This is a genomic window from Arthrobacter sp. B0316-5-4, from assembly GCF_059090325.1.
The window spans coordinates 137,214-158,448 of the sequence record NZ_JBNHFN010000003.1 but is presented as its reverse complement, the minus strand read 5'-3'; the positions used below and the strand labels follow the sequence as shown (position 1 = coordinate 158,448).

21 protein-coding genes are annotated in these 21,235 nt (G+C 64.0%); 10 read left to right on the top strand and 11 right to left on the bottom strand.

Annotated features, from left to right (window positions below; translation table 11 throughout):
• Positions 1-10: 10 nt before the first annotated feature.
• A complete protein-coding gene (gene mptB / locus AC5RU9_RS09245; RefSeq protein ID WP_494016196.1) occupies positions 11-1,618 on the top strand; it encodes a polyprenol phosphomannose-dependent alpha 1,6 mannosyltransferase MptB in 1,608 nt (535 codons plus the stop codon).
• Here the strand turns inward: mptB and AC5RU9_RS09240 are convergent.
• The 4 genes from AC5RU9_RS09240 to AC5RU9_RS09225 form a co-directional block, all read right to left on the bottom strand.
• Positions 1,615-2,781 carry a glycosyltransferase 87 family protein gene (locus AC5RU9_RS09240; protein ID WP_494016195.1) on the bottom strand — a complete coding sequence of 389 codons (1,167 nt, stop codon included), beginning with the start codon at positions 2,779-2,781 and terminating at the stop codon, positions 1,615-1,617. The genes mptB and AC5RU9_RS09240 overlap by 4 nt on opposite strands.
• Before the next feature lie 112 nt (positions 2,782-2,893).
• Positions 2,894-4,198 carry a glycosyltransferase 87 family protein gene (locus tag AC5RU9_RS09235; protein WP_494016194.1) on the bottom strand — a complete coding sequence of 435 codons (1,305 nt, stop codon included), beginning with the start codon at positions 4,196-4,198 and terminating at the stop codon, positions 2,894-2,896.
• 112 nt (positions 4,199-4,310) lie between these two features.
• Positions 4,311-5,438, bottom strand: a complete 1,128-nt coding sequence (locus AC5RU9_RS09230; RefSeq protein WP_494016193.1) for an EAL domain-containing protein — start codon at positions 5,436-5,438, stop codon at positions 4,311-4,313.
• 125 nt (positions 5,439-5,563) lie between these two features.
• A complete protein-coding gene (locus tag AC5RU9_RS09225) occupies positions 5,564-6,127 on the bottom strand; it encodes a MarR family winged helix-turn-helix transcriptional regulator (protein ID WP_494016192.1) in 564 nt (187 codons plus the stop codon).
• Between the two features lie 96 nt (positions 6,128-6,223).
• Between AC5RU9_RS09225 and idi the strand changes: the two genes are divergently transcribed.
• The 6 genes from idi to AC5RU9_RS09195 are packed head-to-tail and all read left to right on the top strand — an operon-like array spanning position 6,224 to position 11,972.
• Positions 6,224-6,778 (top strand): isopentenyl-diphosphate Delta-isomerase, encoded by a 555-nt coding sequence (gene idi / locus AC5RU9_RS09220; protein ID WP_494016191.1) that lies wholly within the window; start codon positions 6,224-6,226, stop codon positions 6,776-6,778.
• Entirely contained in the window at positions 6,775-7,860 is a 1,086-nt protein-coding gene (locus AC5RU9_RS09215; RefSeq protein ID WP_494016190.1) for a polyprenyl synthetase family protein, read from the top strand. Before idi ends, AC5RU9_RS09215 begins: the two co-directional genes overlap by 4 nt.
• Positions 7,857-8,762, top strand: coding sequence for a phytoene/squalene synthase family protein (locus tag AC5RU9_RS09210; RefSeq protein WP_494016189.1), 906 nt, complete (start codon positions 7,857-7,859; stop codon positions 8,760-8,762). The genes AC5RU9_RS09215 and AC5RU9_RS09210 overlap by 4 nt, the downstream gene beginning before the upstream one ends.
• Complete coding sequence (gene crtI / locus AC5RU9_RS09205) at positions 8,759-10,411, top strand: phytoene desaturase family protein (RefSeq protein WP_494016188.1); 1,653 nt, start codon at positions 8,759-8,761, stop codon at positions 10,409-10,411. Before AC5RU9_RS09210 ends, crtI begins: the two co-directional genes overlap by 4 nt.
• On the top strand, positions 10,411-10,761 hold the full coding sequence (locus AC5RU9_RS09200) for a lycopene cyclase domain-containing protein (protein ID WP_494016187.1): 351 nt from the start codon (positions 10,411-10,413) through the stop codon (positions 10,759-10,761). Before crtI ends, AC5RU9_RS09200 begins: the two co-directional genes overlap by 1 nt.
• Complete coding sequence (locus tag AC5RU9_RS09195) at positions 10,758-11,972, top strand: prenyltransferase (RefSeq protein WP_494016186.1); 1,215 nt, start codon at positions 10,758-10,760, stop codon at positions 11,970-11,972. The genes AC5RU9_RS09200 and AC5RU9_RS09195 overlap by 4 nt, the downstream gene beginning before the upstream one ends.
• Here AC5RU9_RS09195 and AC5RU9_RS09190 read toward each other — a convergent pair.
• The gene (locus AC5RU9_RS09190) at positions 11,967-12,482 is read right to left on the bottom strand and encodes a MarR family winged helix-turn-helix transcriptional regulator (RefSeq protein ID WP_211710903.1); all 516 of its coding nucleotides are present in this window, start codon (positions 12,480-12,482) and stop codon (positions 11,967-11,969) included. The two genes, AC5RU9_RS09195 and AC5RU9_RS09190, sit on opposite strands and share 6 nt — an antisense overlap.
• Before the next feature lie 111 nt (positions 12,483-12,593).
• On the opposite strand from AC5RU9_RS09190, the gene AC5RU9_RS09185 reads away from it, so the two are divergent.
• Positions 12,594-13,415 carry a TspO-related membrane protein gene (locus tag AC5RU9_RS09185; protein ID WP_494016185.1) on the top strand — a complete coding sequence of 274 codons (822 nt, stop codon included), beginning with the start codon at positions 12,594-12,596 and terminating at the stop codon, positions 13,413-13,415.
• Between the two features lie 96 nt (positions 13,416-13,511).
• Complete coding sequence (locus tag AC5RU9_RS09180) at positions 13,512-14,936, top strand: HNH endonuclease (protein WP_494016184.1); 1,425 nt, start codon at positions 13,512-13,514, stop codon at positions 14,934-14,936.
• 91 nt (positions 14,937-15,027) lie between these two features.
• On the opposite strand, the gene srmL is transcribed toward AC5RU9_RS09180, so the two are convergent.
• Positions 15,028-16,146 (bottom strand): PheS-related mystery ligase SrmL, encoded by a 1,119-nt coding sequence (srmL, locus tag AC5RU9_RS09175; RefSeq protein WP_494016183.1) that lies wholly within the window; start codon positions 16,144-16,146, stop codon positions 15,028-15,030.
• 308 nt (positions 16,147-16,454) lie between these two features.
• Between srmL and AC5RU9_RS09170 the strand changes: the two genes are divergently transcribed.
• On the top strand, positions 16,455-16,811 hold the full coding sequence (locus AC5RU9_RS09170; RefSeq protein WP_211710911.1) for a hypothetical protein: 357 nt from the start codon (positions 16,455-16,457) through the stop codon (positions 16,809-16,811).
• On the opposite strand, the gene AC5RU9_RS09165 is transcribed toward AC5RU9_RS09170, so the two are convergent.
• The 5 genes from AC5RU9_RS09165 to AC5RU9_RS09145 are packed head-to-tail and all read right to left on the bottom strand — an operon-like array spanning position 16,812 to position 21,174.
• Entirely contained in the window at positions 16,812-17,192 is a 381-nt protein-coding gene (locus AC5RU9_RS09165) for a RidA family protein (RefSeq protein WP_494016182.1), read from the bottom strand. It lies immediately after the preceding gene.
• Positions 17,193-17,224: 32 nt separating this feature from the next.
• Positions 17,225-17,989: an amino acid ABC transporter ATP-binding protein gene (locus AC5RU9_RS09160; protein WP_305082607.1), complete on the bottom strand. Its 765-nt coding sequence runs from the start codon at positions 17,987-17,989 to the stop codon at positions 17,225-17,227.
• The gene (locus tag AC5RU9_RS09155) at positions 17,989-18,909 is read right to left on the bottom strand and encodes an amino acid ABC transporter permease (protein WP_309995633.1); all 921 of its coding nucleotides are present in this window, start codon (positions 18,907-18,909) and stop codon (positions 17,989-17,991) included. The genes AC5RU9_RS09160 and AC5RU9_RS09155 overlap by 1 nt, the downstream gene beginning before the upstream one ends.
• Before the next feature lie 26 nt (positions 18,910-18,935).
• On the bottom strand, positions 18,936-19,877 hold the full coding sequence (locus tag AC5RU9_RS09150) for an ABC transporter substrate-binding protein (protein WP_494016181.1): 942 nt from the start codon (positions 19,875-19,877) through the stop codon (positions 18,936-18,938).
• Positions 19,878-19,887: 10 nt separating this feature from the next.
• A complete protein-coding gene (locus AC5RU9_RS09145) occupies positions 19,888-21,174 on the bottom strand; it encodes an alpha-hydroxy acid oxidase (protein WP_494016180.1) in 1,287 nt (428 codons plus the stop codon).
• Positions 21,175-21,235 lie beyond the last annotated feature (61 nt).

Below are 21,235 nucleotides of genomic sequence, written 5' to 3'. Positions count from 1 at the left end.
ACGACCAGTCATGACGACAGGCAGTACCCCCAACCCACAGCCCGGATCTTCATCGGTGACCAACGTTCCTCCCGTCAGCCACACCCTTCCAGCCAAGCCGCCCGCGGCCACTGGGAAGCCCGTGGCATACCCTGCCATCTGGCAGGGGTTCCTTGGTTCGCTCTTCATGTTCGCCGGGTCGATCGGGATTGGGTGGATCGCCAACGGTTCCCCCATGATCCGGCACCCCATAGTCATTGCCCTCCGCACGGAGGGCTGGGGCGTCACCACCTCGGCGGTGCTGCTGACCGTGGGCGCCATGCTGTTGGTCCGCTCCTGGCTCAGGCTCGGTCAACGGATGGCTACGTGGGAGGGGAACTCCCTGCGGCCCATTGTCTGGGCCATCGCTGCCTGGTCCCTGCCATTGCTCTTTGCCGTGCCCGTCTACTCACGCGACGTCTACGCCTATATAGGCCAGGGCCGGCTGATGATGGAGGGCCAAAATCCCTACACCGTAGGCATCTCAACTCTCAGCAACTGGTTCTCCCTTGGCGCCGATCCGGCCTGGGCTGAAGCCAGGACGCCCTACGGGCCCTACTTCCTGTGGATGGAGCACGCGGTTGTGGCCATCACCGGTGCCCAACCGGATGTGTCCGTCCTGCTGTTCAGGCTGCTGGCTGCCGGCGGTGTGCTGCTCTGCGTGCTGTATGTGCCCAAACTTGCCGAATTGCACGGCATCAACGGTGCCCGGGCGCTGTGGATCGCGGTGGCCAACCCGCTGTTCCTGATCAGCTTCGTGGCCAGCGCCCACAACGACGCCATCATGGTTGGCCTGGCTGTTGCAGGAACATACTTCGCCGCCACCAAACGGCCGCTGATCGGCATCCTCCTGGTCACTGCCTCCATTGGCATCAAGCCGATCACCGTGCTGCTGCTCCCGTTCATCGGACTGATGTGGGCCGGCGCCGGGGCATCGTGGCCCCGGAAATTCGGAATTTGGGCGGCCACAGCCGGGATTAGTTTCGGCGTGCTGTTCATCAGCGGCATCCCCCACGGCCTCGGCATGGGATGGGTGTGGGCCATCACCGATCCCACACCCGGTTTCACCGGCTACTCGCCGTCGGGGTTCCTTGGCCAGCAAATCGAGTTCCTTGGAAACGCCCTGGGACTCCCGGGCAACGCCATGGCCGACATCCTGCGCTCCGTCATGAAATGGGGCGGCGTGGGGCTGGTCCTCCTGCTGATGTTCCGCGGAGACCACTCCAGGGTGGTGCGGCGGATGGCCCTTGCATTCGCGGCTTTGGTGTTGCTGTCCCCCATCATCCAGCCCTGGTACATCCTCTGGTTCGTACCGTTCCTTGCCGTGACGGGAATCAGGGACGACTGGCAGATGCGCAGTCTCTACGTTGGGGTGACCTTCTTCGTGGTCTTCGGGGCGCAGGACCAGCTGTCCGTGTGGTCCTTCGTCGAGGTCTCAGTGGACCTTTCCTCGTTGGCCTTCGCGATCGCGCTGCTCTTTGCCTTCTACCTGGTGTTCCTGGACATCCATACGCGCAGGCTCCTGGTCCAAGGCAGGTTATCGCGCTGGGTGGGGCAGAATGACCGGCGGCTGCTGCACCGGCCACCCACCATCCGCTAGAGCGTTACCTGCCGGACCTGGCTCCGTCGCCCCAGTTCCACGGTCCGCTGGACCGACCACCACAACAGCACTACCAGCAGCACGTTCCTGATGGTGAGGACTGCGGCCATGACCGGGTGGGCGTGAATGAGCGGTGTGTAGAACAGCGGGTAGATCACGAACGTGGTCATGGCGATGGCCATCAGCAGCGCGGCAGGCACCTTCCAACGGTTCCAGTCGTGCGTCAGGCCGGCCACGATCACCGGCGCCAGCCAGATGATGAACTGCGGCGAGCCCACCTTGTTGAAAACGATGAACGCGGTGGTCATCATCAGCGCACCTTCGAGGAACAGTTCCTCGCGCTCTGCACCGCGTTTGAGGGCGCGGATCAGGAGGATCGCCCCGGCGACCGCGGCGACAATCAGCAGTGGCTGCATCAGGAAAGCAGCTGCGTCGGCCCCGGGCCCGTAGACCTCGGTGGAGTTGATGGCCGTGTTATCCGCCATTCTGGAGCCGGCGATGTTGAAGACACTGAGCCACACCCAGGGCGTGGAGAAGGTGGCTTCCAACTGCATCCCGCGCTCACCCTGGTTGATCAGGAAGTCCAGGATGTGCTTGAAGCCGCCGGCCAGGTAGGTCCCTAGACCCACGACGGCGGTGACGCCCACTCCCGCTGCGACCATCTGCAGCCGCGAGCGGCTGGCAATGATCATTGGAGCAAGCACCGCGGCGGGCCAGACTTTGATCCACGTCGCGACACTGAGCAGCACTGCCGCGACTACCGGCCTCTGCGCAGCGCACAGCAACGCGATGAGCACGATCGGGGCCGTGATGCCCTCAACACGGGCAAAGCTGAGGTAGCCCATAAAGACGGTAAAGAAGAGCCACCACCATGCAGGCGCAATTCCGCTGACCTTGCGCGGACCGCGGGTCAGGTACCAGAGCCCCAACGCGTTGAGCGCCGTGATGATCAGGAACCACATCAGCAGGTACAGGTCCGGGCCGGCTATTCCGGCAAGGAAAATGGGAATCTGCGCCAGCACCGGGTAGACCCAGGGACTGATCTTTCCCGGGTTCGCCGGGTTGTAGCCCTCCAGCGACCATTGCCGGTACTGCTCGGTATCGCTGAACGTGTCGCCGTTGAGGAAGAAGGACGCCATCCAGCACAGGAAGAAGAAATGCACGACGGCGAAGCCCCACCACACACTGCTGGGCCGGGCGAACCAGGCTACGACGGCGGGCGGCAGGACACGGCTGCGGACACGGACCAGCCGGTCGAAGAACGTGGCAGAAATTTTAGAGCTCCTTGCCCGCGGTGGCGGTCACGACGGAAGGCTTCCTGCCCAGTGAGTACAGGCGACGGGCGGACCAGAAGAAGAGGACCACCAGGAGCACGTTGCGAATGGTCAGCACCATGGCCATCAGCGGGTTGTTGTGGCTCAGCGCATCGTAGAACAACGGGTAGATGAAGAACGTGGCCACAGCAATTGCTATCAGCATGGTGGCCGGGACGCGCCACGCCTTCCAGTTGTGGGCCAATCCGACGGCCACGGCAGGGGCAAGCCACACCATGAACTGCGGGGATCCCACTTTGTTGAAGACAATGAAGGCTGTCACCAGGGTCAAGGCTCCCGAGAGCAGCAGTTCGGTACGGTCAACGCCACCGCTGACTTTTCCTTGGTGCAGCGCCCAGAACGTCAGCCCGGCCACGGCGGCCGCGGCAAGCAGCAGGAGGGGCTGCATCAGCACGGACATGAGGGCCGTTCCGGGGCCGTCCACCTGCATGGAGTTGATGTCGGTATTCATGTACATCCGGGAGTCGCCGACGCCCAGTACCGACAACCACAGCCAGGGTGTGGTGAAGGTGGCTTCGAGCTGCATTCCGCGGTCGCCCTGCTGGGTCAGGAAGTTCAGCAGCTTGGGGACGGCGCCAACCGTAGCGGCGAGTGCCACCACAACCGCCGTCGTCGTGATTCCTGCCAACACAACCAGCAAGCGGTTCTTGACCACGGCGAACAGTGCCAGCATGACGGCCGCAGGCCACACCTTTGTCCAGGTGCCGATGGCCAGCAGGACCGAGGCAATGAAGGGCCGTGCCACGCCGTACACCAGGGCGACGAGGACGATCGGTGCCGTCAACCCATCAACACGGGCGAAGCCCAACCAGCCCATCAGCAGGACAAAGGACAGCCACCACCAGCCGGCAGGGATGGCCTCGCGTCGGCGGCCGCGGTCGGTGAGCTTAAGCATCGCCCAGCCGTTGAGGATGGTGGTGAGCAGGACCCAGAGGAAGAAGAAGGGACCAGCGCCGGCAGCGGCTGCGATGCCCATGGGAATGAGGGCCAGGATGGGGTAGACCCAGGGGCTCGGGCCGCCCGAGAGGTTGCTTTCGTTGAAGCCTGCGAGCGCCCATTCACGGTAGATAAAGGTGTCGCTGAAGGCTTCGTTCCGGAAGGAGAGCAGCGCAGCGAATATCAGGAAGCCCAGGTGGACAACCACGAAACCCCACAGCAGGCCCCGCGGCGTGTTGAGACGCTCCAGCAACCTCCCCGGCAACGCTTTATTGCGAAAATCCGCGAGAATACTGAAAAACCTGTCCATCAACGTAGAACTTCCTGGCTAGGTGGGTCCGTGCTTGAGCAGTCCCCAGTTTTCTTGGGACCGGCAAAACCCCCGCGTGCTACTTTACGCGAGTCGCCCAAAAGCCATGCAGTCAGCCGGCTGGCTGCGCTTCGGTCTGCGCGCGGATGCTCCAGGTTGACCAGTCCAGCGGATGGACGGAAGGACGCCCCAGGAGGTATCCCTGCGCCGCGGTGACGTTCAACGCGGTGACTTCTTCAAGTTCAGCCGCGGTTTCGACGCCTTCCGCAATGACGCTGGCCCCGATGTCCCTGGCAAGCTCCACGATGGCACGTGCGCGGATCTTCTGCCCGGCGCTGCCTTCGATGCCTTCAATGAGGTGTCGGTCGAGCTTGATGATGTCCGGGCGCAGTTGCTCAACCCTGTCCAGGGACACCAAGGCAGCACCTGAAGCGCTGACCGCCAGCCGAAGTCCCAGGGCCCTCAGAGGCCCCAGTCCATCAGCGCCGGAGTGCCCGCCGGCGTCTTCCAGGCTGCCGGTAAGTTCAACGATGATGCGTTCGGGGGCCAAGGCCGCCGCGGCCAGCAGGTTCCGCACCCGGGGGTCCACCGAGGTTGCCGGGGTGAGGTTCAGCGCCACGGACATGTCGTCCGGGACCTCGTGCGCAGCGGTCAGGGCGCAGTGCAGCGCGGCGATCTCCAGTTCGGTGCCCAGTCCAGCTGCGGCTGCCTCGCTGAACCACACGTCCGCGCCGGCACCGTCCTCTCCAACGAAGCGGGTCAGGGCTTCGACGCCCACCACCTCGCCTGTTGGCAGGGCATGGACGGGTTGGAATGCCGTCAGCAGGAGCTTGTCCGCAAGGACCGCCTGGATGCTCTCGCGGATCTCGTGGCTGACGGGGACGGAAACGGTCCGTGCAATGTCCGAGGATTCCAGGTGCAGGCTGGCCGGTTCACGCTGGACAGGGACCTTGGTGCCCGAGGCCGGTGTTTTCCTTGTCTCCAACAGGTGTTCCAGGAGGGCGCCTGCGGGGTTGTCGGGATGGGCATCCACCAACTCGCGGAGCCTGGTCCGGACCTCTGCGCTGCCGGGATCGGTGTCGGCCAGGATGGAACCGATAATGTCCAGCACCTGCTCGCGCATGGTCGCACCAGTGCCTTGAGGCGCGGCCGCTGAGCCTTCGTCCGCGGCCGCTGAGCCTTCATGGCGCGGGCGATCAGCACCGCGGTCCGGTGAGGTTGAGCCCTCTTCTTGAGCCATCGACTATTCCTTTATGTGAATCCCCCGCTGGCGATGCCAGACACCTGCCGAACCCACAAATATGTGGGCCTTGTCACGAATCTTACAGAACGAACCGTAGGACGTTGGCACATGCCGTACTGGTATTAGCCGTGCAGGAATTCGCCGGGTTCGATCTCGCGCGCCATGTCCTCCAGGAACCGCATCACGGTCTCCCGTTCGGCGGGAGAGAGGCGGGCTGCGGCCATGAAGCGTTTGGCTTGCTGCCGGCCCACCGTCCGCATCGCGGCTTCGTGGGTTTCGGGGGTGATTTCAATGGCGAGCGCCCTGCGGTCGGAGGGGTGCGCGCGGCGGGAGATGTGGCCCGCGCGTTCCAGCCGGTCGAGCAGCTTGGTGGTTGACGCCGTCGAAATGTGAAGGTGTGCCGCTATTGCGCCGGGCGTAGCAATGACGCCATGGTTGGCGCAGACGATCAGGTAGTGCAGCGCACGCATGTCTGACTGGTTGAGCTTCATGTAGATACGGGAAGCGTCGGAGAGGCGCTCTTCGGCTTCGCGCAACCGCCCGAGTGCCGCCATGAGCTCGTTGATCTGCTGGATATCGGACTCGGAGAGTCCGGAACGGTCCACAAGTTCCTGCTGGGGATCGTTGGACTCCAGCTTGTAAATGCCCGAGGAAACCGAGGCGTCGATTTCTTCAGGTTTGGACATGTTGAGTATGTTACACCCAACTTCCTACATGGTAGCCTTTCTTCTAGTTTGTCTAGCAATGTTGGTCATTGACTTTGTTCCGAGGGAAGGCGAAAAGTGAACGCGACAGAGATGGTCGTCCTCCTTGACGACGCCGGTACCCCTATCGGAGAGGCTCCCAAAGCCACCGTGCACACCCGGGACACTCCCCTGCACCTGGCGTTCTCCTGCTACTTGCTCAACGAGGCGGGCGAAGTCCTCCTGACCCGGCGCTCGCCCGAGAAGAAGACCTGGCCCAGCGTGTGGACCAACAGCTTCTGCGGCCACCCCGGACCGGGCGAAGACTTCGAAGAGGCCATCATGCGGCGCGCACGGTTCGAACTCGGGGTGGACGCCAACCGGATTGAGCCCGCCCTCCCCCACTTCCGCTACCGGGCAGTCGACCCCACCGGAATCGTGGAAAACGAAATCTGCCCCGTCTACACGGCCCGGATCAGTGGCACCCTCCAGCCCAATCCCGCCGAAGTGGCCGACTGGGCCTGGATATCGCCCGCTTTGCTGTCCGAAGCTCTGGAACACGCACCCGCGGCCTTCAGCCCCTGGCTCGGCATGCAATTCCCGCAACTCCTCGAGGCCCGGGCCCTCCCCCTCGCGGCGGGTGCCGAGGCATGACCATCACCTCCGGAACTGTCCGCAGCCGAACCGATCTCTGCACGGCCATCGAAAATGAGCTCACCGGCCTCATCGGCAAACGGACCAGCGCCGCTACGGCCTACGGTCCGGACTTCGCCCACCTTTGGACGCTGGCGGGCGGGAATGTCCTGGGTGGGAAGTTCGTCAGGCCGCTCCTCCTCATGGAAACCTACGATTCCCTGCAGCAGGGGAATCCACGCCAGCGCGAGACGGCTATCAGCATCGCTGCCGCCATCGAACTGCTCCACTACTCCTTCCTGCTGCACGACGACGTGATCGACGGCGATCTGGTCCGCCGCGGGCATCCCAACCTGATCGGTTCCCTCCTGGCCGAAGCCGGAGAGCTTCCGCGGCCCGATGGCGCCCTCCACTGGGCCCAAACCGGCGGCATCCTGATGGGCGATATGCTGCTCGCCGCCACGCACCAAGCCTTCGCCCGCGCCGACCTGCAGCACGAACTACGGCTTCGCCTGCTCGATCTCCTGGAACACACCATCAACGAGACCGTGGCAGGCGAGCAGCTTGATGTGGGCCTGGGAGACGGCATCGTCACCCCTGAGCTTGAGACCATCCTGATGATGTGCGGCTACAAGACGGCCACCTACACTTTCGAGCTCCCGTTGCGTGCCGCCGCAGCGCTGGCCGGTGCGGACTTCGCCGTCGAAACAGCGCTGGCCACAGCAGGCAAGCATCTGGGACTCGCATTCCAGCTTCAGGACGACCTCCTGTCCACCTTTGGGGATCCGCGCCGTCACGGCAAGGATCCTTTTTCGGACCTGAGGGAAGGCAAGCAGACGGCCATCATCGCGCACGCCCGGAGCACCAGCAGTTGGGCGGACATCGAGCCTTTCTTCGGGCTGCCCGAGCTCAGTGGCGCGGAGGCCCACCATGTCCGGCGGCAACTGACCGACTGCGGAGCGGAAGAGTTCGTCCAATCCCTGATCAGTGAACAGATGCAGGCCTTCAACCATCTGCTGACCAGTCCCGATTCACAGGTTCCGCCCGGCGCCCGCAACGTCCTGCTGGATCTTGCGGGACAACTGGAAGGACGGCAATCATGAGCGTCGCCACGGACACCTCCTTCACCCATTTCACGCGGACCGCCGAACGCGCCGCGAACCAGGTCATCGCCGCCTACTCCACTTCCTTTGGCCTCGCCTGCAGGTTGCTGGGGTCACGGCACCGCCAGCATGTCCGCAATATCTACGCCCTGGTACGGGTGGCCGATGAGCTGGTGGACGGGGTCACCGCGGAGGCCGGGCTCAGTTACCAGGAGCAGAGCGAAGCGCTGGACCACCTCATCGATGAAACCCACCGCGCCATCAAGATCGGTTACAGCAGCGACCTGATCATCCATGCATTCGCCCAAACTGCCCGTGCGGCCGGGATTGACGCGTCACTTATCAACCCCTTCTTCGATTCCATGCGCACCGACCTTGGCGAGCACACCGCCGCACCGGCTGCGCCGCTGCGGTTCGACGCCGACGCCCACCAGGGGTACGTCCACGGGTCCGCTGAGGTTGTGGGGTTGATGTGCCTTCAAGTGTTCACCCGCGGGCAGGATATCGACGACGGCGGCCGCTCGGCCCTGCGGCATGGCGCCAGCCAGTTGGGGGCTGCGTTCCAAAACATCAACTTCCTACGCGACCTGGCCGACGATACCGCACGCCTTGGTCGCAACTACCTTGGTACTGCCGACCATCTTGAGGACCGTGACCGGATGGAATGGGTCCGGACCATACGCGGACAGCTGGCCGACGCCAACGCGGTTATTCCTCTCTTGCCGCGTGACGCCCGGGCCGCTGTGCGCAGCGCGCTGGCCCTGTTCGCGGCTCTGACGGACAGGATCGAGCAAACAACAGTGGACGAACTGTACCGTTCGCGGGTCCGCGTGCCGGACGCCGTCAAAGCCGGGCTCGCCGCCCGAGCGATCGCCTCAACCTGGATGGAGCTCCGCCGATGACCCGGACAGTAGTGATCGGCGGTGGCATCGCTGGGCTTGCCACCGCCGCACTTCTCGCCCATGAAGGACACGAGGTCCAGCTCCTTGAGCAGCGGGACCACGTTGGTGGCCGGGCGGGCAGCCTGGAGCGGGACGGCTTCCGCTTCGATACCGGCCCGTCCTGGTACCTCATGCCCGGCGTTTTCGACCATTTCTTCAAGCTCCTGGGCACCAGCGCCGCCGAACAGCTCGACCTGCGCACGCTCAGCCCCGCGTACCGCGTCTTCAGCGAACCAGGCCACGACGGCGTAACCCCGGAGCCGCTGACGGTCCCCTTGGGCAGCGAACAGGTTTTGGACACCTTCGAAAGGGTCGAGCCCGGAAGTGCCAAAGAGTTGTCCGCCTACCTTGCTTCGGCCCGGCACACCACGGCCATGGCCGAACGCTTTTTCCTGTACAACCCCTTCACCAGGCTCCAGGAGTTGCTGCACCCGGAGGTCTTGCGGAACCTTCCCAGGTTGGCGCAGCTCCTGCTGACGCCGTTGGACAAGTACGTTTCCCAACGGTTCCAGCATCCGGTGCTGCGGCAGGTGCTTGGATATCCGGCCGTGTTCCTCGGCACCAATCCATCGGCCGCTCCCGCGATGTACCACCTGATGAGCGCCCTGGACCTTGGTGACGGAGTGCAGTACCCCATGGGCGGGTTCCGGGAGCTGGTGGAGCGCCTCGAAGCCTTGGCCGTCGACGCCGGGGTTCGGATCCATACGGGCGCCGAAGCCCTCAAGATCACTACGCGGGAGGCAACCCGGACCAAGAAGGTGGGCCGCTTCGACGGTCTGAAGCTCACCACCCCTTTTACCGGCAAGGACAGCCGGGAAGTGACCGGCGTGAAATGGCGCGACAACTCAGGAGCCGAGCACTACAGCGTTGCGGACCAGGTTGTCTCCGGCGCTGACCTGCACCACACCGAAACCCAACTCCTTGGCGTCAGGGACCGGAGTTACGACAGGAAGTATTGGCAAAGCCGCACCAACGGGCCGGGCGCCGTCCTGGTAATGCTGGGCGTCAAAGGTACTTTGCCGCAGATGCCGCACCACTCCTTGTTCTTCACCCGGGATTGGGAGGCAAACTTCGCCTCGATCTTCGGTGCGGACACCCACATTCCGGATCCGGCGTCGATCTACGTCTGCAAACCCAGTGCCACCGATCCGGGCGTCGCCCCGCAGGGTCACGAGAACCTCTTTGTCCTGGTCCCTGTCCCCGCCGATCCCAAGCTCGGGGCAGGGGGCCCGGACGGCACGGGCGATGCGCTGATAGAGCAGGCCGCCGACGCAGCGATCGACCAGATCGCCCAGTGGGCCGGCGTCCCCGACCTCCGCGAACGGATCGTGCTGCGGCAGACCATCGGACCTGCCGACTTCGCCCGCGACTACAACTCCTGGCGCGGCGGCATGCTGGGACCGGCACATACGCTTCGCCAGAGCGCCATGTTCCGGGCACAGAACGCCTCCAAGCGCGTCCGTGGCCTCTACTACGCGGGGGCCACCACCGCGCCGGGCGTCGGTGTTCCCATGTGCCTCATCAGCGCCGAGCTGGTGCTGAAGCGGATCCGCGGAGACCACAGCCCCGGCCCTACCACTGTGAGGCCAGTAGCTAGCAGGATTGGCTGATGGGTGTCCTCTATCTCGGCTCGTTACTGCTCGGCATCGGGTGCATGCTGCTGCTGGACCACCGGTTCCGGCTGTTCTTTTGGCGCGACGCCACAGCGGCAGCGACGGTGACCGCCGTCGGGGTTGTGTTCCTCCTCGCCTGGGACCTGGCCGGCATCGGGCTGGGGATCTTCCTGCGCGGCGAAGGCACCATCGCCACTGGCCTGCTGATCGCTCCGGAGTTGCCCATCGAGGAACCAGTGTTCCTCCTCTTCCTGGTGCTGTGCACGATGGTTCTTTACACCGGCGCCCGGCGCATTCTTGGACGGATCCCCGCCCGGCAGCGCGAGAGGGAAAGGGAGAACGCGTGACCTACCTAGTGCTCGCGCTCCTGTTCATCGCCGCCGCCGTTATCGCCGGCGCAGCGTTCGCGCGGGCTGCTTTCGCCGGGAAGGGCGGGCTGCCCGGCGAGCGACGGCAGCATTGGAAAGCCGTGGGCATCGCGTTCGTCGCGCTGGCCGTGCTTACCGCCGTGTTCGACTCGATCATGATCGGCATGGAACTCTTCCACTACAACGCCGCGCACATTCTGGGCGTCAAGTTCGGCCTGGCCCCGATTGAGGACTTCGCCTACCCGTTGGCAGGCGTCGTGGCCCTCCCCGGATTGTGGATGTGGCTGACCCGTCGTCGCAGCCACGCCGCAAAACCCAAGCTCAAAGGCCTCGTCCCGCAAGCACTGCTCGCCTCCCGGCCGGTCAGCTGGATCAACACTGCATACCCTTTCGCCGCGGCCATGCTCCTCACCACCCGCGGGATCGACTGGGTCCTGATCGTTGGCACCTTCTACTTCCTGATCCCGTACAACCTGGCCATGTACGGCATCAACGACGTCTTCGACTACGAATCAGACCTCAAAAACCCACGAAAGGGCGGGATCGAGGGTGCGCTTCTACAGCCCCACCTGCACCGGCCCATGCTGTGGCTCGCGGCGATTACCAACGTGCCGTTCCTGGTGGTCCTGGCTTTCGCCGGCGGGCCTGCTGCGTGGATCAGCCTGGCGGTGAGCGCCTTCGCCGTGGTGGCATATTCCGCTGCCGGACTCCGCTTCAAGGAACGTCCCGTCCTGGACTCGCTGACGTCCAGTACGCACTTCGTCAGTCCCGCCGTCGTCGGCTTGGCGCTGGCCGGCGCGGACGTGACGCCCGGGCTGCTGATCCTCCTGGCCGCGTTTTTCCTGTGGGGCATGGCCGCCCACGCGTTCGGCGCGGTCCAGGACATCGAACCCGACCGGCAGGCCGCCATCGGCTCCATAGCAACAGTCATCGGTGCCCGCCGGACGGTGCGGCTCGCCGTCGTGCTTTGGTTTGTTGCCGGACTGGCGATGCTGGCCACCCCGTGGCCAGGCCCCCTCGCGGCGATCATCGCCGTCCCCTACATCGTCAACTGCGCCCGCTACTGGAACGTCACGGATACGACGGCGGGAAGCACCAATGCGGCGTGGCGCCGATTCATCTGGCTCAACTACGGTTCAGGATTCCTGGTCACGCTGATCTTCATCCTGCAGTGGAGCCTGACGTCATGAGTGGGGCGGTTCCTCTTCATCAATGGCGTCCAGCGCTTCGCGCATGTGCTGCAGGAAGTTCACCACGACCTGTGACTCGTCCGGACTCAACGCGCAGGCCGCGTCCAGCATCCGACGATGCATTCCGCCCAAGGTGTGCCGGACTTCCTGGTCCGAACCCGTGGTTGCCTTCAGAATCAGTGCGCGCCGGTCAGTGGGGTGGGGTTCGCGGCGTATGTGGCCGGACTCCACCAACCGGTCGATCAGCGTGGTCATGGAAGCCGACGTTATGCCGAGCTTGTCGCCCAGGTCCTTGGGCTTCATCAACTTGCCTGCGGCCTCGGCTTCGAACAAATACCGGAGGGCCAGCAGGTCCTTCTCACCCATCCCCATGGACGAACGGGTCCGCCGGCGCATCGCTTGTTCGGAGGCACGGTAGTCCCGCAGGGCGTTCAGGACGTCGACGGCAATCGCCTTCTGGCCCGGGTCTTTCCCGTACCAGTAGCCGTGCGCGTGGCCTTCCGAGTCCATCCCATGTTCCTTCGATAAGCGTAAAGCTTGTTTCACTAGCAATTTGATACTAAGTCACGTGCCCCGCGAATGCAGGACCCCGCACATCTCCTAAGGAAAGAGGCTCGAAACATGGCACCTCGAAGCTCAGACCTGGCCCGGCAAACGACGGTCACCGCGAGCTTGGTGATATGCATTGTGGGATCGATGATCGGCGTTGGAGTCTTCGGCGGGACCCCCATCGCGCAGGCCGCCGGTGGTGCTCTGGCCGCCGACTCCACCCTCCTGGCTCCGGCTACACCGGCCTTCTCCATCTGGTCTGTGGTGTACGCCGGCCTGTTCGCCTTCACCGTTTGGCAGTGGTTGCCATCCCAACGTTCCTCTGAGCGGCAGCGTTCGCTTGGTTGGATCGTCTCCGTTTCGATGATCCTGAATGCCGCGTGGATTTTGTCCGTGCAGGCTGGTTGGCTCTTCGTCAGCGTCCTGGTGATCCTGGCCCTCCTGGTTACCTTGGTCCTGGCCTTCCTGCGGTACAGCCGGACCCGCGCCGGCTCATGGGTCGAGGCTGTGGTGGTGGACGGGACTCTGGGGCTGTACCTGGGCTGGACCAGCGTGGCGGTGTGCGCCAACATAGCTGCGGCTTTGAAGGCGTCAGGCTTTGCGGGTTTTGGGCTGCGACCCGAGATCTGGTCCGTGGCGGTGCTGGCAGTGGTGGCCGTCGTCGGAATCGCCTTGGCAATCAAGGGTCACGGACGCATCGCCCTGGCGGCAGCCATCGCATGGGGCCTCGCGTGGATTACCGTTGGCCGCAGCTCCGACGCACCCGAGTCCTTCCCGACGGCGATTGCTGCGGCCGTCGCTGCTGTCCTGGTCCTCGGTGCCGCGATCACGGTGCGGGCCCGGACGGTGCTGGCCGGACGGGTGGCGGCCGGACGGGTGGCGGCCGGGCGCTAGCTTTTGGCGCGCGGTCATCCGAGCTTTTCGCCTGCCTTTTCCACATAAGAGCACTGCGTCCTTTTGAGGCGCTGCGCTCGCTGGAAGAGTTGGGATATGGAGCATATTCGGGGAGCGGACGGGCCGGCAACGGAGGTGCCTCCGAGCGCCTTGGCGCTCTGGCCTGGGGACTCCGGACCTCGAGTCTCTGAACTGATCGTACTTCTGGGCGCTGTCCGCCTTGGCACGGGCAGCAGTGAGTTGATCGATCAGCTCCGTGGGCTGGAAGACCTGAAATCCGCTATCAGCGGCCTACAGGCCAGGGCCGCTGTGGCTTTCGACCTCGCGCAGCGCCACGAGCAAGCCGCAGCGGGGGTTCCCGCACCGGAACGCGGTCGAGATTCTGCGGCACAAGTGGCGTTGGCGCGTCGGGAGTCCCCGAACCGCGGCTCTCGATTGCTTGGGCTGGCGAAGGCCTTGGTAACGGAGATGCCGCACACGATGGCAGCGTTGGAGTCGGGCCGGTTGAACGAATGGCGGGCAACGCTGCTGGTCAAAGAAACCGCATGTTTGTCCGTGGAGGATCGGTGCGCGGTTGATGAGGAACTCGCACCCGATACCGGAACGTTCGACGGCGCCGGGGACCGTGCCATCATCGCCGCCACGAAAGCCGCCGCATATCGTCGCGATCCTCGTTCGGTCACTCAGCGGGCAGCGCACGCAGCCACCGAACGGACCGTCAGCCTTCGCCCAGCACCCGACACCATGACTTATCTGACCGCGCTACTCCCGGTAGCCCAGGGAGTCGCCGCCTATGCTGCGCTCACACGCGCCGCAGACTCGGCCCGGTCCAGCGGAGACGCCCGCTCCCGGGGCCAGGTCATGGCCGACGCCCTGGTTGAGCGGGTCACCGGAACACCGGGCGGCATCAGCGGGATCGAGGTCCAGCTCGTCATGACCGACCGTACACTTTTTCAGGGCGACGCCGAACCCGCCCGCCTCAACGGCTATGGAACCGTTCCGGCAGAATGGACCAGGACGCTGGTTGGGGTGGGAGGAACTGCCCAGGACTGTGCTGTGTGGATCCGTCGGCTCTACACAGCACCCGCCACCGGGGAGCTACTGGCCATGGACTCCAAGTCCCGGCTCTTTCCATCGGGCTTGCGCCGTTTCATCGAAACCCGGGACGCCACCTGCCGGACTCCTTACTGCGACGCACCCATCAGGCATCTGGACCATATCGTCCCCTGGCACGCTGGGGGCACCACAACTGCCGAAAACGGCGCCGGCCTCTGTGAAGCATGCAACCACACCAAGGAAAATGCCGGCTGGACCTCGAAGCCGCTTCCCGAAGACCTCCACACCGTCGAGGTCAGCACACCCACCGGCCACAGCTACCGGTCCAAATCACCACCGGTACCAGGACACAAGCGGGAAAGACTTTCGTCACCGGCAACGGCGCCACAGGGGCCTGCCCGGCCAGCCGTGTTTCCAGGAGCAGCCGCACCTGCGGCCACGCTCCCGGAGCTTAACCACGTATAGATGCGTGCTGGAGCCGCAAAGAAAGTGGAGCAGCAACAGCTGGCTGCACCGGGGTTGGAATTTCCGCAGGCGCGGCCGCCGCCTTCGCCCGCTATCCCGCGATGAGTTCCTTGACCGGACCTTCGTGCAGGGCCAGGTAGATGTCATCCCGGACCCGGTTGGCTTGGCGGTCCGTCATGGTTTCCGCGAGTGGACGCATCACCACTCGGATTAGGGCATTGGACTGGCCGTCGAGGATGCGGAGGCGTTCCCGGGCAGCCGGGGGAAGCGATTCGCCGGGAGTGAGGGCGAGCAGCTCCACGCTTTCCAGATCCTCGGCGCGGTCACCCAGCGCACTCCGCACCTTGTCGCCGAGCAATTCGGCGTCCATGCCTGCTCCAACCACCAGCGAGAGATCCCGGCTGATGGACGGCATCTGGGACACCGGCTTCCAGGGCTCGAGGTGGGTCATCTGTTGCTGGATCCTGGAGTCCGAGGAACGGAGCAACCGGATATCGGGGATCCCTTTGCGAAGCATCAATGCGCGATCCAGGCCCATGCCCAGTGCCAGGCCCGACCACTTCCCGGCGTCCAGGCCCGCGTCCAGCAGAAGGTGCGGCGCCACGAGCCCACACTCAGCGAGTTCCAGCCACTCGCCATCCATGAGGACATCGATCTGCAGCCCTTCCTGCGTGTAGGGGTGAACTGCGGGAACCGCCCTCCACTCCGCCCCCGGCAGTACGGCCTCCACCAGGACGCCGATCATTTCCTGCAAATGACCCGTACCGAGCGTTATCCGTGAACTGATCCGCCACAAGTCCACTTGGTGTGGTGTCCCAACGTGCGTGCGGTCAATGGAATCACGTCGGTAGACCAGGCCAGGGAGAGCCCACAGTTCGTCCAATGAGTCCTCAGGTGCCACGTCCCGCAACAGCGACGGGATGGATGCTGATGTGTGGCTGCGCAGCATGACGGTAGGACTGACATAGCGGGAGTACTTTTGGCCGCGGGTGACGTCCAGATGGCTGAAACCCAGGCGATCGTAGTTGTCAGCGACACTCACCAAAGGGCTGTGCCGGACAATGCGTTCGGGCACTCCCCAGAGAGTTCCAAGCGCGTCCACCACGTCGCGCAGGAGTATCTGCATGGCGTGGGGGCCGTGGTCCGGGTTGGATAGGTCCCTGACAGTGAGGGCGTGGTGAAGCTCATTGGGGCTGGGATAAGTGGGCATAGCTGGTCCTTAAGGGTCGGAATGAGTGGGTTTCCTCCCCCGACTCACTCCGTGCCAGGACCTAGGCGCGCGCCGAACAGCCCTCGCGACCGGAGACCGGTCGGGGGCAGGTAAATCGACGCAGGGAGAGCATGGGCCGACTATACCCTTGTCCTCTACGTCGGCGGAAGCCGCAACGCTTTGAGGCCGAACCTTAAACCACGACGGCGGTTTGCTCACGTAACGATTGACATGACATAACTCACATTCTGTAAGCTGAATTCAAAGTCACGCAGACGGCTTACATCGCTCTACTCCGGGAGGTCCCCATGGCCCCCAATTCACTGAAGGCCGAGATCCTCATGGCCCACGGTGTCCCTCCTTCCGCGGCCAGCGTTGCTCGACGAAGAGCAGCCGCGAACCACGGCACGCACGGCGTAGCCAACAAACCCGATGCCCTCCTTGGAGCGATAGCGGTCAGGCAATTGTTCCACCGCTGGCCCCTGGTGCCATCCCGCGAACTGGAACGGATCCGCCACGTCCTCCTCCACTGCGATCAGCTTGGCTCCCCGGACACCCACCACCTGTCCGAGCCGGCCCAAGCGCTGTTGGAGCTGATCAACTGCGAGTTGGACCGGCGTCGTTCACTGGGTAAATCACGGCAGGAAAACGCGAGCCGCAACTGACTACGGAAGAACCGCGACCACATCTATCTCCACCAGGAAGTCGCCCAGGAAGGACCCCACGGTGGTTCGTGCCGGGTACGGGGCCACAACGTATTTTTCGTAGACGCTGTTGAAGCCGTCGAAGTCGCGCCCGGGGTGGTGAAGGTGAACGGTGGCTTTGACCACGTGCGAGAAATCCAGTCCGTGCGCGCCCAGGACTTCGCCGAGGTTCGTCATGGCTTGGATGGTTTGTTCCTCAATGGTGAAGCCAACCCGCTCGTCGGTCACGGGGTCGTGGGGCGTCTGGCCTGCAGTGAAGAGGAAGCCGTTGGCCACGATGGCCTGGGAGTACGGACCGGCCGGGCTGGGCGCGAGGCTGGTGACGACTTGCTGGCGGGACATGTAATGCCTTTCGTTGTGATGGAAGGGTATTGCTAGAGGACTTTCGAGAGGAACGCCTTGGTGCGCTCCTGCTGCGGGTTGTCCAGGACGTCCTCCGGAGGGCCGCTTTCGACCACCACGCCGCCATCCATGAACACCACTTGGTCAGCCACTTGCCGGGCAAAGCCGAGCTCATGCGTCACCACCACCATGGTCATTCCGGCCTCCGCCAGGGACTTCATGACGTCCAGGACTTCACCAACCAATTCGGGGTCAAGCGCCGACGTTGGCTCGTCGAAGAGCATCAGTTTCGGCTTCATGGCCAGCGCCCTTGCGATCGCGATGCGCTGCTGCTGCCCACCGGAGAGTTCCTGGGGATAGGAGTGCCCGCGGTTGCCCAGGCCTACCCGGTCCAGCAGTGCCTGCGCTTCCACGACCACCTCGCGCCGGGGCCGGCCGAGCACGTGGACGGGTGCCTCGATGATGTTCTCCAGCACGGTCATGTGGGGGAAAAGATTGAAGCGTTGGAACACCATGCCGGCGTTGAGCCGTGAGCGGGCCGTTTGGCGCTCTTTCATTTCGTAGAGCTTCCCGTTGCGTTCGGCATAGCCCACCAGGTGCTCGTCCACGTAGAGCCGGCCGGCGTCGACCTTCTCCAGGTGGTTGATGCAGCGCAGGAAGGTGGTCTTGCCGGAACCGGACGGGCCAATCAGGCAAGTCACCGATCCCTTCTCAACCCGGAGGTCGATGCCTTTGAGGATTTCGATAACGCCGAAGTTTTTCCGGACTCCCCGGGCTTCCACCATGGCGGTAGTCATCATGCTGTCCTTGTCTTGGGCTTGCGGATCCGTCGCGGCGCAGAGTCGAATCCGCGGCCGTACCGGCGTTCGAGTTTGTTTTGGAAGAAGCTCAGGACAGTGGTCATGAGCAGGTACCAGAGGCTGGCCACAATCAGCAGCGGAATGGTCTGGTAGTTGTTCGCGTAGATGATTTGGGCTGAATAGAGCAGGTCCGAGATCGCCAGGACGCTCACCAAGGACGTGCCCTTGAGCATCGAGATGACCTGGTTGCCGGTGGGAGGCAGAACCACGCGCATGGCTTGGGGCAGGATCACCCTGTTCATGAGCTTGCCGCCGCTCATTCCCAAGGCCCGGGCGGCGTCGTACTGGCCCTTGTCCACCGAGCCGATGCCCCCGCGGATGATCTCTGCCATGTACGCGGCCTCGTTCAGCGACAGGCCCAGGAGCGCGGCGCCCAGCGGGGAGATCAGCACGTTCGCTGATCCCAGCACCACCGACGGTCCACCAAAGGGCAGTCCAAACGCGATCACAGGGTAGAGCGCAGCAATGTTGTACCAAAAGATCAGCTGGACCAGGAGCGGGGTTCCGCGGAAGAACCAGATGTACGCCCGACTGATGGTGCTGAGGATCGGGTTGTCGGAGAGCCGCATGATCGCCAGCAGTGTGCCCAGGGCGATGCCCACGGTCATGGAAACCACGGTCAAAACAAGCGTTAAACCTGCGCCGGCAAGGATTTGCGGGGCGAACAGGTAGGACACCACAACATCCCAGCGGTAACGTTCGTTCACTGCGACATCCCACGCCGCACTGAGCGCCACCAGGATGAGCACCGCTGCAAGGACCAAGCGGACAGGGTGCTTCAGCGGCACCACGGGAATTGAGTCCTCCGAAGCTGTCGTCGGCTTCCCGGTGCCGGGGACTGAGGATTGCTTCTGCACAGCCGTCACCTCTCTACTCGAATTCATTACTGGGCGAAGTTGACGCGTGCGTCGGTGATGGCGCTGGTCTCAAGGCCGTACTTCCCAAGGACCTTGGTGTAGGACTCACTCTTGATCACCGCGTTCAGGGCGGCGGAGACCGAGTTCACCAAGCCGGAGTCTTTCGGCACCCCCACGCCCACCGGGGCGAACTCGTACGTCCGTGCAACTTCGATGCCGGGGTTTTGGGTGGCCGCGAAGTTCAAAATGGGAGAATCGGCCAACACAGTGTCGAGACGCCCGCTGGTCAGTGCCGAGATTGCCTGCCGGGTGTCTTGGAATTCGCTCCTTTGGATAGCGTCCTTGCCGGCGGCCGCGCAGGCTTCGTCATAGGAAGGAACGTTCACCGTCAGCTGGTACGAGCCCGTAAGGAGCCCGACCTTCTTGCCGCAAAGCGCATTTTCGTCCTTGATGCCGCCAGGGTTACCTTTCGGGACGGCAATGGCGTTGCCGATCTGCATGTAGTCCACGAAGTCCAGGACTTCCATGCGCTTTTCAGTGGGGGTCATCGAGGAGACGGTCATGTCGTACCGGTTGGCGGCAAGGCCGGGAATGATGGAATCGAAGTTGGCCACCTGGATGTCCACTTTGACACCCAATGCCTCACCGATGAGACGGGCCACGTCCGGGTTGGTTCCGGTCATTTCCTGCGTGCCTTCGCGGTAGAACTGCGTTGGGGGTTCATTGGTGGGGATGGCCACGCGCAGCACCTTGGAAGCCTTGATGGATTCGGGCAGAAGGTCGACGGCGGCCTGGTTCACTTCCAGCGCGGGGACGCCGGTGCCCGCTGCGGCAGCGTCGCCGGACGGGTTCGACGCCGATGCGTTGCCAGTGGGGCTGCACGCCGTCACCGCCAGCATCAGCGCAGCAGTGGCGACGACGGCCGACAAGCCGGGTTTCGCGCGGAGAGCCGCTGTTGGATTGTTCATGTCGGGTTCCTCATTTCTGCAAGGCCAAAGGGGCCTCGGGGATACGGGTGGGTTGGTTGCGGGCGAATGCTTCGTTGCGGTGCCGGATCAAGTCCCGACCTTCCGCCCGCAGTTCTTCGATGGTTGAGACTCCGAGGAGCATCATGGTGCGGGTCATTTCGGCGGTGAACATTTTCAGGACGTGCTCCACGCCGTCCTGGCCGGCGGCAGCAAGGCCGTACAGGTATGGGCGTCCGATGGAGCAGGCGTCCGCGCCGAGGGCCAGGGCCTTGACCACGTCGGAGCCCCGGCGGATGCCGCCGTCGACGATGATTTCCATCCGACCGGCGGTCTTGGCAACGATCTCCGGCAGGACGTCCAGGGGTGCCGCCATATGGTCCAGCTGCCGTCCACCGTGGTTGCTGACCTGAATGGCATCGATTTCCATGGAAGCTGCGAGCCCGGCGTCGTTCGCGTTCACTACGCCCTTCAGCACGATCGGACCGTTCCAGCGCTCGCGGAGGTCCCGGATGTCGTCCCAATCGGTGGGTTCGTAGGAACCGGCCAGCAACGTGCGCCACATGTCCGGCGAGCTGGCAAGAGGGCCCTGGGGAATGTCGGCATCGAGGTTGGGGAACGCTATAGCGTCGTTGGCCAGGAATCCCAGCGCCCATGCGGGGTGCAACATCCCCTCAACCACCGTCTTCGGCTTGATGGACGGCGGGGCGGTGAACCCGTTGCGGTAATCGCGCTCGCGGTGCCCGATGGCCCTGCAGTCGACGTTGACCAGCAGGGCTTCGTAACCGGCGTTGGACACCCGGTCCAGGACGGCCTGCAGCAGTCCTTTGTCCGAGGTTGGTTCCAGGTTGAACCAGCGGCGAAGTCCCGGCGCCGCAGCGCTGACGGCTTCCATGGTGGTGGTGCTCAGGTGCGCCAGCCCGTAGGGGATGCCCGCGGTGAGCGCTGCACGGGCGACAGCGGATTCACCTTCGGGGTGGAAGAGCCGGGTTCCACCGGTGGGCGAGAGTGTCACCGGCATCGCCGATGGGCCGCCAAGGATGGTGGTGCTGAGGTCCAGGTTGTCCACTGATCCCCATTTGGGAAGGAATGACCAGTCGTCGAAAGAGGACCGGTTGCGGCGCAGCGAGACCTCGTCCTCTCCTCCGCCTTCGATGTATTCGAAGATGCTCTTGGGCAGCCGCTTGGCAGCCAGCTTCCGCATGTCCTCAACGCTGTAGCATTTCCGGGACAGCCGCTCGGCGGTGGATCGGGCCGGTCCCTGCAGCGAGGCGAGTGCCTTGATGTCCTTGATTTTCATGGTGTGTCCTCTGTGTTCCTGACGGGCTCACCTGCCCGGCGTCCCTCCCAATAGTGACGCA

Bases quoted from the DNA above. Each gene is read 5' to 3' on its own strand.
- AC5RU9_RS09225 (WP_494016192.1), bottom strand. From the start codon at position 6,127: ATGTCCAAACCTGAAGAAATCGACGCCTCGGTTTCCTCGGGCATTTAC.
- AC5RU9_RS09210 (WP_494016189.1), top strand. From the start codon at position 7,857: ATGAGCGTCGCCACGGACACCTCCTTCACCCATTTCACGCGGACCGCC.
- AC5RU9_RS09160 (WP_305082607.1), bottom strand. From the start codon at position 17,989: ATGACTACCGCCATGGTGGAAGCCCGGGGAGTCCGGAAAAACTTCGGC.
- AC5RU9_RS09180 (WP_494016184.1), top strand. From the start codon at position 13,512: ATGGAGCATATTCGGGGAGCGGACGGGCCGGCAACGGAGGTGCCTCCG.
- AC5RU9_RS09170 (WP_211710911.1), top strand. From the start codon at position 16,455: ATGGCCCCCAATTCACTGAAGGCCGAGATCCTCATGGCCCACGGTGTC.
- mptB (WP_494016196.1), top strand. From the start codon at position 11: ATGACGACAGGCAGTACCCCCAACCCACAGCCCGGATCTTCATCGGTG.
- srmL (WP_494016183.1), bottom strand. From the start codon at position 16,146: ATGCCCACTTATCCCAGCCCCAATGAGCTTCACCACGCCCTCACTGTC.
- crtI (WP_494016188.1), top strand. From the start codon at position 8,759: ATGACCCGGACAGTAGTGATCGGCGGTGGCATCGCTGGGCTTGCCACC.
- AC5RU9_RS09190 (WP_211710903.1), bottom strand. From the start codon at position 12,482: ATGGACTCGGAAGGCCACGCGCACGGCTACTGGTACGGGAAAGACCCG.
- AC5RU9_RS09230 (WP_494016193.1), bottom strand. From the start codon at position 5,438: ATGGCTCAAGAAGAGGGCTCAACCTCACCGGACCGCGGTGCTGATCGC.
- AC5RU9_RS09185 (WP_494016185.1), top strand. From the start codon at position 12,594: ATGGCACCTCGAAGCTCAGACCTGGCCCGGCAAACGACGGTCACCGCG.
- AC5RU9_RS09145 (WP_494016180.1), bottom strand. From the start codon at position 21,174: ATGAAAATCAAGGACATCAAGGCACTCGCCTCGCTGCAGGGACCGGCC.
- AC5RU9_RS09165 (WP_494016182.1), bottom strand. From the start codon at position 17,192: ATGTCCCGCCAGCAAGTCGTCACCAGCCTCGCGCCCAGCCCGGCCGGT.
- AC5RU9_RS09215 (WP_494016190.1), top strand. From the start codon at position 6,775: ATGACCATCACCTCCGGAACTGTCCGCAGCCGAACCGATCTCTGCACG.
- AC5RU9_RS09150 (WP_494016181.1), bottom strand. From the start codon at position 19,877: ATGAACAATCCAACAGCGGCTCTCCGCGCGAAACCCGGCTTGTCGGCC.
- AC5RU9_RS09235 (WP_494016194.1), bottom strand. From the start codon at position 4,198: ATGGACAGGTTTTTCAGTATTCTCGCGGATTTTCGCAATAAAGCGTTG.
- AC5RU9_RS09200 (WP_494016187.1), top strand. From the start codon at position 10,411: ATGGGTGTCCTCTATCTCGGCTCGTTACTGCTCGGCATCGGGTGCATG.